We start from the raw sequence: 9394 nt of genomic DNA, 5'->3' as shown, positions 1-9394 counted from the left end.
GAAGTATATTGCTCGTTCCATTGATTTAGTAGAGAAGAAATATGATGTAGCTATTGGGTTTTTAGAAAAAACCTCTATTTATTTTTGTGCGGAGAAGGTTAATGCCGCCAAAAAGATAGGATGGGTCCATAATGATTACGACAAGCTGGGGATGAATCCTTATTTTGATCAGGGGTATTTCGCAAAGATGGATCATATTGTAACCGTTTCTGAAGAATGCGGCCATATTTTAAAACAAAGATTTCCCGATCAACATTCAAAAATTGAAGTTATTCATAATATTGTCTCTCCGAAGATCATTAATCAGCTCGCTGATTTGGTTGAGAAGGATGTTTATGATCGTAAGAGTGATGAGCTAGTTATTTTATCTATTGGTCGTTTGCATGCTCAGAAAGGATTTGAGTTGTCGATTAAAGCCTGCAGAATTCTATTGGACAAGGGTTATAAATTCCAGTGGAATATAATCGGCGAAGGTGAAGAAAGGGAAAAACTATCCGCCCTTATTACAAGTGAAGGATTGGATAAAAATATTAAACTGCTTGGTCTGAAGGTAAACCCATACCCTTATATTAAACAGGCGGATATATATGTACAAACCTCATGGTTTGAAGGAAAAGCAATTGCAATCGATGAGGCGAAAATATTGAATAAACCTATCGTCATAACTAATTTCAGTACAGCTAAGGACCAAATTAAAGATGGCGTTGAGGGATTAATCGTTGATTTGGATGTCGATGCCATAGCAGTTGGGATTTCTAAGTTGATAGAGGATCAAGAGACTCGTACAAGGATGACAAAATATTTATCGAGTCTTCATTTAGGGACGGAAGATGAAATTCATAAATTGTATAAAATTCTCGAATAGGTGGATATGCCTTGAAAATTAAAATTCTATTTGTAATGAATAATTTAAATTGCGGCGGTGCCGAGAAGTCGCTTCTCTCGTTATTACAAACAATCGATTATTCGAGATTTGATGTGGATCTCTATTTGTTCAAGCACGAAGGAATATTTTTAAATAAGATTCCAAGCTCTGTGAAATTGTTAGAAGAGCCTGTTCAGTACCAATATTTTGATATGTCTATGAAACTGGCAGTCATTGATTGTTTGAAGAACGGAAAAATAGGGTTAGCGTTAGCAAGATTGAAAGCAGGATACATTTTTTATACAGAAAAGAATCCAGCAAAACTTGAGCAAAGAGTTTGGAAATATTTATCTAAAGCGCTGCCGGTGCTCCATAAAAGGTATGATGCTGCAATAGGTTTTCTTGAGAAGGATCCTATTTATTTCAGTATTGAGAAAGCAAACGCAGCAAAAAAAATTGGATTTATTCATAATGATTACGACAAGCTGCGGATGGATCCGTCTTTAGATGCCCCATACTTTGAGCAATTAGATCATCTAGTCACGGTCTCGGAAGGATGTGGAGAAGTATTGATACAACGCTTTCCACAGTTTATAGAAAAAATTAGAGTCGTTCATAACATCGTATCGCCTACACTGATTCATGAAATGTCAGAGGAAATGACCGAATTAAATCTGAACAAAGGAATTTCTATAGTTTMAATCGGACGATTGAATTACCAGAAAGGTTTTGAAATGGCAATAGATGCATGTAGGATTTTAGTGGCTAAAGGGTATAACGTAAACTGGTATGTAATAGGGGAAGGGGAAGAACGGGGTAAGTTGGAGCAACTGATAGATATGCATCAGCTCACTGACCACTTCCATTTAGTAGGGATTAAAGAAAATCCATATCCTTATATCAAAGAGGCAGATATTTACGTTCAACCATCACGGTTTGAGGGGAAATCCATAGCTATTGACGAAGCAAAGATTTTGCATAAACCAATTATTGTTACTAATTTCAGTACAGCAAAAGATCAAATTGTACATAACCAAAATGGATTAATTGTTGACATGAATTCAGAATCGCTATCTGAAGGGATTCAGCAGCTGATAGAAAATGAAAGTCTAAGACAATTCTTCTCAAACCAGCTTTCAAAGGAAAATTTCGGAACAGAGCTGGAAATTGAAAAGCTATATGCGTTGATATAATTGTTTGTGAAGGAGCGAATAAGATGCTAGAGATTCTAGCTGTTATTTTATTGGGGCTAATCGGTATTATAATATTTATTGATATTATGCCAATTAGCAGGGATTGGCTGAGCAGAATACATATCGGTAGATATAGAAATAAACAAGAATGGAATCAATCCATTACGCATATTGGCGTTAATTGGCTTAATCATACACCAAAAATTAAAGTAACTGATAATGTTAGACTGGTAGCAATCGACATGCTGAAAGKTAATTATTCTAAGAGTGTTATTCAGCATTGGCAGGAAGCATCTTTGTTATTAGGATTATCCGAGTGCTTGAAGAATGGTACAGATAAAGAGCTTGAAACAAATATCAAACAATTTCTTAAGACAAAATTCGACGAGAATGGTCAATGGAGGGAACTTCCTTCCTACATCGACTCTGCCATTCTTGCTTACGGAGTTATGAAGCTAGAAGGTATAGACACCCAAAAATTCAAACCGGCTTTTGACAGTACTTGGGAGCTTATACAGTCACATATCGGAGAAGATGGAACGGTTCAATATCGGAAATTTATGAAAAATTATCGATATGTCGATACGATAGGTTTTATCTGTCCGTTTCTGGTTACCTATGGAATAAGGTACAACAAACAGGAATGTGTACAGTTAGCAGTCAAGCAGTTGGAGCAATATGAAAGGTACGGTATGCTTGACGATCATTTCATACCAAGTCATGCATACCACATGGGAAATGCACTACCACTCGGTTTATTTGGCTGGGGACGCGGGCTAGGGTGGCTAGCAATTGGTCTTTGTGATGCTTGGAGTGAATTACCGGAAGCACATGATTCAAAGGCGAAACTAGAACGGTTTGTAAAAAAATTCGCGCGGGCCATTCTTGTTTTTCAAAGGCCAGAAGGAAATTGGAACTGGACGGTAACACGGAATGAAACAAGAGCAGATTCATCTACTACAGCAACATTAGGCTGGTTTTTGCTTCAGGCATCTCAGATTGAAGAACTTTCTGAAGAATGCTCAGCAGGAGCAGAGAGAGCAATCCAATACTTAATGAAGGTAACAAGAAGAAACGGTGCAGTTGATTTCTCACAAGGGGACACAAAGGATATTGGAGTGTACTCTATGTTATTTAATATCTTGCCTTTTACTCAAGGTTTCTGTATTCGAATTGTAAATTATAACAAGAGAGTAATATAGACTGAAGAGCAATGAGAACAGTAACAATGGGATTTGTCAGATAGGAGCTTCGCATGAGGGTAAAAAGTTCATTATTGAATATTTCAGTCGGGCTAGGTAACCAGCTCATTATAACGGTTTTGAGTTTTATATCCAGGACGGTTTTCATTAACAGCTTAGGCATGGAATACCTAGGGATTAATGGGTTGTTTACTAGTATTCTTGCCATGCTTACATTGGCAGAGGCTGGAATCGGCTCAAGTATTATATATAATCTCTATAAACCTGTTGCCGATAATGATAGGCCCAAAATATTAGCCTTAATGGAGTTATACAAAAAAGCATATCTGGTCATAGCAGGAGTAGTACTAGTTCTCGGTTTAGGGGTTATGCCTTTCTTGGATCTCTTCATCAAAGAAACGAGTGTTGAAAACCTCAATTTGATATATATACTTTTTCTTATCAATACAGCTGCTCCCTATTTGTTTGTTTACAAACACTCTTTTCTTAATGTAAATCAGAAAAACTACATCGTAACAGCTGTATTTTCAATTTCAGCGATTATCTCTACCTGCATGAAAATAGCAATTTTATACTACACGGAGAACTATATTTTATATCTTGCAGTAGAGAGCGCTCTTTCCATTATAACATCCATTATTCTGGTCTTAATTGTAGATAAATTATATCCATACTTAAAGGAAAAGGTAAAGAGCAAGCTGGATCCCGAAACGAAAGCCAATTTCATTAAAAATATGAAAGCGATCATTCTTCAAAATGTCGGGAATTACTTTATTTTTGGAGTAGACAGTATTCTTATCTCTTCTTTTGTCAGTATCGCAGCGGTAGGTCTGTATTCAAATTACAAAATGCTTATTGATATTTGTCGAACATTCCTTAATCAGATATTTGCCAATATGTATCACAGTTTGGGTAATTTGGTTGCGAAAGAAAGTCCCGATGCTGTTTATCGAATATTCAAGGTTACATATCTTCTTAACTTTTGGTTATATTCACTCTTATCAATTGGTTTATATTTATTAATTGAGCCGCTGATCGACATTTGGATAGGCGAAGAGTATAAAATGACGAATGTAGTACTGCTGATATTGGTTCTATCCTTTTATGAAAGAGGCATGCGGAACTCTTTAAGCGCAGTGAAAACGACAGCCGGTATTTTTCATGAGGACCGATTTGCTCCTTTATTCCAGGCTGCGGTCAATCTTGGTTTATCACTGATCCTTGTACAATATTTAGGTATTGCCGGTATATTCATTGGAACATTAGTTAGCGGATTAGCGGTTCCTTTTTGGTATACGCCATTGCTTGTTTATCGTAAGGTATTTCGTCAGCCTGTAGTGCACTATTTTATGAGTTACATGCTCTACACTGCTATTGGAATTGTTGCATGTATCATTGTTGGTGGAATCAATTATTTTCTTCCGACATCCAACGTACTATGGCTACTGCTTAAAGGCATAATCTGCCTCATTCTAGTAAATGGGATTTATATTATCGTATTCCATAGAACGGAGCAATTCAAATATTTACTCGGTATTTTTAAAAATCTATTAATCAAACTACCAAACATAAGTGCAATATTCAGAAGGGCAGAAAAGCGACGTCATGGTATAGAAGCTGGTGGAAATAAGTAACCTTTTACGGATAAGCTACATAAGATAGTGTAAAAGGAAGGTGAGTTCTATGAGTCAACAAGGCTCTTACCGAATAGAACTAGACCGTTTTGCTATTAGCAACTTAGGCATAAATGCAGCTGAGACTACTAAAGGAATAAATGATGCTATTAGTTGGGCTAAATCGCAAGGATTTGTACATGTCATTCTACCAAGTGGAAATTATATTGTAAGAATGGATCCAAGTACTCTCGTAGCTATTAACATGTTGAGCGGTATTCATTTAGAGCTTGAGCAAGGCTGTGTAATAATGCTGGAGGGGAATTCATCTCCAAGTTATACGATTGTCGAAATGAGAGGAATTAATAATGCAAAGATATCAGGTGGTAAACTAGTAGGCGATAAGAAAAACCACGTATATGAGATTTTTGTAAAGTTKGTTAGGGGAGGTATAAACGCTGACGGAACGCTAAACAATGACCCCAACTGGATTCGCAGCGAGGTGATTGACCGTTACGCAAACCCCGGGCTTCTTGCAAGCTTTAGACTATGGAGCATTGCGGGTGTAAATGCTACAGGCTATCAATTCTATCAATATAAAGATACCGTATCTAAAACAACACTTACTGGCTCACGAACGAACGGTGTTTTTGCACCGGCCAGCTCAGGAGGAAGAGGCTGGTTTCTTAATGAGGATAAGGATTTAAGTAAAAATAATAAAATGATTTTTGCGATACCCATTACAGCTCCTCTAACAGATAGTCAAATTGCGGATATTCGGGCTAAGGTTGATAATTCATTTTATACGCATGAAAGCGGGTACGGGATCGGATCGTTTGGATCCAATAATATAGAAATAAGCAATATGGAGATTTCAAATTGTACCGGCGATGGAATTTTAACGGGTTATGAGAAATATCAGCTTGATCCTACCTTATATACGCAGGAACAGATGGGTCAAAATGTTCTTATTCATGACTGTCATATCCATCATTGCAGAAGACAAGGAATTTCTATCTGTGCTTCAAATGATACTCATATTTACAGAAATAAGATTCATCATATTGGCTATGATGACGATGGTGTAACAACTAATTTTAGAAACGGTACACCGCCCATGTTCGGAATCGATATCGAATCAATGTACAGTGAAACCAATATTCCGTATAAAACAGCAGATCGTCCTAATGGGTTTGAGCTTAATTATCGCATATTTATACAAGATAATTATATTTATAATAATGCACGTGGACATCTAGTTAATGCCGATGGTACAAATCTCTTGATAGAGGGAAATACCTTTGAAGGCGTTAATATTGGAGGTGTTAGCTCAAATCCGAATTTCGCAAATGTCAAATACATTAATAATTCATTTGATGGGTGTGAGTTATGGGTACAGGGAGATAACTTTGTTAACGGAGCTGTTATTCGAAACGGAAATTTAAGACTGCTGGATGTAAGGGGAGCAGTTGTTCAAAATTGTCAGGTTAAAAACGGCTTAGTATATGGTTCAAGCGTGTATGGTTATTTTGGATCACCTGCTGTTGATGTTGCTAAAGGCACATTCACATTTAAATCACCTCATCTTATGGGTAACGGAGCACAAGTATCGTTTGAGCAATGGTCCGGTAAGATTCCGACAGGCATAAGTACAGATAAGCTGTATTATACCGTAAATGTTACTTCACTAGGGTTTCAGGTATCTGAATCGCAAGGTGGAGTGCCAGTCATTTTTAAGGATGCGGGTGTTACGGGATTTAACTTGGGTAGATATAATTATGGCAGATGTTATCTATCCAATATAACCGTTGAACGAGATTGGCGTTCTGATAATTCGTTAACTCCGAACTTTAATTTATTAGCAGCCGGAGCTGTTATCAAGGATGTAACAGTGAAAAATTATGATGTATCTATATTAGTTCCGCAAGATTATGCAGGACGTCCAATAGTTGTAGAGGGCTTAACTCTTATTGAAGGCTCTGCAAGGTTTGAGGGTTGCCATATCAGCAATAGTGAATTTATTCGTGCAAAGACTCCTCTTTTAGGTAGTACTGATATTCAGCTAGGTTCAAGTGATACTAAATATATGAGACAGAATACACTAAGAAATGGATTGTTTCAAAATCTTGGACTCGTCATGGATGGAAATTCGCTTGTAACAGGAACTACTTTTATTAATGCTGTAGTTGGAAAAGCAGATAATAACAAAAAAGCAGTCATTTCTCATTCATTTTTTGATAATAGTAAAATCAACTTTAATTGGTTGAGACAAAATAAATCTGCAATTATTACGAAATCTGTATTTAGAGGAGTAACCGTGACAGGTACTGCGCCATATATCTGGCTAGATGATATCTCGGATTTGGGAAGTACTGTATAGCGTAAGTGAAAGAAGAAAATATATCCCTGTAGTTTTTCAAGATGCAGGGATTTTATTCCATATAGTGTTCTTAATAAAGAATAAATACTTTTCTTATAATGAAGGCTGAGAGGGGTCAATGAAATGGCTATCTTAATTACGGGTGGAGCAGGTTATATTGGAAGTCATACATGTGTGGAACTTCTTGAAGCAGGGTATGAGGTAGTTATTGTTGATAATTTGTCAAATAGCAGCTACATCTCATTAAACAGAGTTGCAGAAATTACAAACAAAGCCTTTACATTTTATCAAATGGATCTAATGGATCAAATCGGACTTGAAGGTGTTTTCACCAGACATACAATTGATGCAGTAATTCACTTTGCAGGATTGAAGGCAGTAGGTGAATCTGTGCAATTGCCACTGTCTTATTATCACACTAATATTACTAGCACTTTAATCCTGTGTGAGGTTATGAAGAAGTATGGTGTTCATAAGCTTGTATTCAGCTCCTCTGCAACGGTATATGGTCGACCGGAACATGTGCCGATTGAAGAAAGTTCTTCGCTTGGAGCAACGAATCCTTACGGAAGAACAAAGCTCATGCTAGAACAAATTTTACAGGATTTAGCGGAGTCTAACGAGCAATGGGGGATTTCAATTTTACGATACTTTAACCCAATTGGTGCACATAAAAGTGGAAGAATTGGCGAGAATCCTAATGGTATTCCTAATAACCTTATGCCATACATATCTCAGGTAGCTGTAGGCAGGCTTAAAAAAGTTAATATTTTTGGAGATGACTATCCAACCATAGACGGCACAGGCGTAAGGGATTATATTCATGTCGTGGATCTTGCGAGAGGACATCTATGTGCACTGGAAAAAATCATGAACAAATCAGGTGTGGATATATTTAATCTCGGAACTGGGCGCGGGTATAGTGTATTAGAGATGATTAATGCATTCGAGAAGGTATCGGGACGAAGTATTCCATATTCATTTACAGATCGTAGACCAGGAGATATTGCCATTTGTTATGCAAATACGATGCTTGCAAACGCGGAGTTGAATTGGGTTGCGACACTTGGGATAGAGGAGATGTGCGCTGACTCATGGCGCTGGCAATATTTGAATCCAAATGGTTATGAGGAAGAGACCACTAGAGATTCCATTAAAGAATTAACATCATAATTAAAAGCTGAGTAATAATTAAATACAATTAGGTCTGTTTTCTATGTCTGTTGATAGCTCTTACCTATTTCTCGTTCCGTTTAACATTACTTAAATAAATTCGACAAAAAATGTAATTATCTATCATTTTTGTGAGACATGAAGCGACAGTATGCGCACTTGTGGTGATTTATAATACATCTATAAACGAATGACAAGCATGGGAGACGTTGAAATGCGTTTAGTATCTGGGCACCTTAAACGCATGGAGTCAGTGGTGCAACCGTCCTGAAATGAATGGGGGACATGGGAAGATGGTACTAGCTAAAGCAGAAGATATTCAGGAATTGGATATGGAATGGGTAACATTAATCATGAAAGCACGTTCTTTGGGATTCAGCAAGGACGAAGTAAGGAAAGTATTGCTTTGTCTTGAAGAAAGTAAGGATAATGATGTGCAAGTAACGGCTGTATAAAAGTGGAAAAAGCGCTATTCGCGCTTAATTTTCCATTTATTAAATTCTAAAAACTCTTTAAATTGATCTTTGCTCACACCGGAAGCCATAGCTTCTCTTACTAAATCAGCCCACTCGTTGTCTAAATTGTCGGGTTTGCGATCATTTTTTTCATCGGTATTTAAAAAATCTTCAACCGTCACATTCAATACGGCGCCTACCTTTTCGAGGAATTGAATCGAAGGATTTTGCTGGAGCCCTCGTTCAATGGAGCTTAAATAAGATTTAGCGACGCCCGCCCGTTGGGATAACTCTGTAAGGGATAGGCCATTTCTCTTGCGCAGCAGTTGAATGCGTTCTCCAATCATAACAAATTCCTCCGTTATCACATCGTTGTAGACTATTTCTATTATAACGAATTATTCTTAATTACGAAAGGTTGTTAGCTATAACGCACTTATTTTTTTATTCAAACATTAAAACCACTTATTTTAATAATGAGTGGTTATTTTTTTATTTATAAGAGTACTATGT

General features: G+C 37.0%; 8 protein-coding genes and 1 riboswitch. Of the genes, 7 read left to right on the top strand and 1 reads right to left on the bottom strand.

Annotation, left to right across the window (positions count from 1 at the left end; genetic code table 11):
• The 7 genes from AC1DSE_RS23520 to AC1DSE_RS23490 form a co-directional block, all read left to right on the top strand.
• Positions 1-865 (top strand): glycosyltransferase (locus AC1DSE_RS23520; RefSeq protein ID WP_477528274.1); only part of this gene is annotated, 865 nt, incomplete at its 5' end.
• Between the two features lie 11 nt (positions 866-876).
• Positions 877-2058: a glycosyltransferase gene (locus AC1DSE_RS23515; RefSeq protein ID WP_477528273.1), complete on the top strand. Its 1182-nt coding sequence runs from the start codon at positions 877-879 to the stop codon at positions 2056-2058.
• 23 nt (positions 2059-2081) lie between these two features.
• On the top strand, positions 2082-3260 hold the full coding sequence (locus tag AC1DSE_RS23510; protein WP_477528272.1) for a glycoside hydrolase family 88 protein: 1179 nt from the start codon (positions 2082-2084) through the stop codon (positions 3258-3260).
• A gap of 53 nt (positions 3261-3313) precedes the next feature.
• Entirely contained in the window at positions 3314-4894 is a 1581-nt protein-coding gene (locus AC1DSE_RS23505) for a lipopolysaccharide biosynthesis protein (protein ID WP_477511040.1), read from the top strand.
• 49 nt (positions 4895-4943) lie between these two features.
• Positions 4944-7253, top strand: a complete 2310-nt coding sequence (locus AC1DSE_RS23500) for a right-handed parallel beta-helix repeat-containing protein (protein ID WP_477528271.1) — start codon at positions 4944-4946, stop codon at positions 7251-7253.
• A gap of 123 nt (positions 7254-7376) precedes the next feature.
• Positions 7377-8426, top strand: coding sequence for a UDP-glucose 4-epimerase GalE (gene galE / locus AC1DSE_RS23495; protein WP_477511038.1), 1050 nt, complete (start codon positions 7377-7379; stop codon positions 8424-8426).
• Positions 8427-8619: 193 nt separating this feature from the next.
• Positions 8620-8703, top strand: a riboswitch (cyclic di-GMP riboswitch).
• A 16-nt stretch (positions 8704-8719) separates the two neighbouring features.
• On the top strand, positions 8720-8881 hold the full coding sequence (locus AC1DSE_RS23490; protein ID WP_144376746.1) for an anti-repressor SinI family protein: 162 nt from the start codon (positions 8720-8722) through the stop codon (positions 8879-8881).
• Between the two features lie 14 nt (positions 8882-8895).
• On the opposite strand, the gene AC1DSE_RS23485 is transcribed toward AC1DSE_RS23490, so the two are convergent.
• The gene (locus AC1DSE_RS23485) at positions 8896-9228 is read right to left on the bottom strand and encodes a helix-turn-helix domain-containing protein (protein WP_477511037.1); all 333 of its coding nucleotides are present in this window, start codon (positions 9226-9228) and stop codon (positions 8896-8898) included.
• Positions 9229-9394: the final 166 nt, after the last annotated feature.

The organism is Paenibacillus sp. 01L418 (genome assembly GCF_056400045.1).
This window is presented reverse-complemented; position numbering and strand designations above follow the sequence as displayed.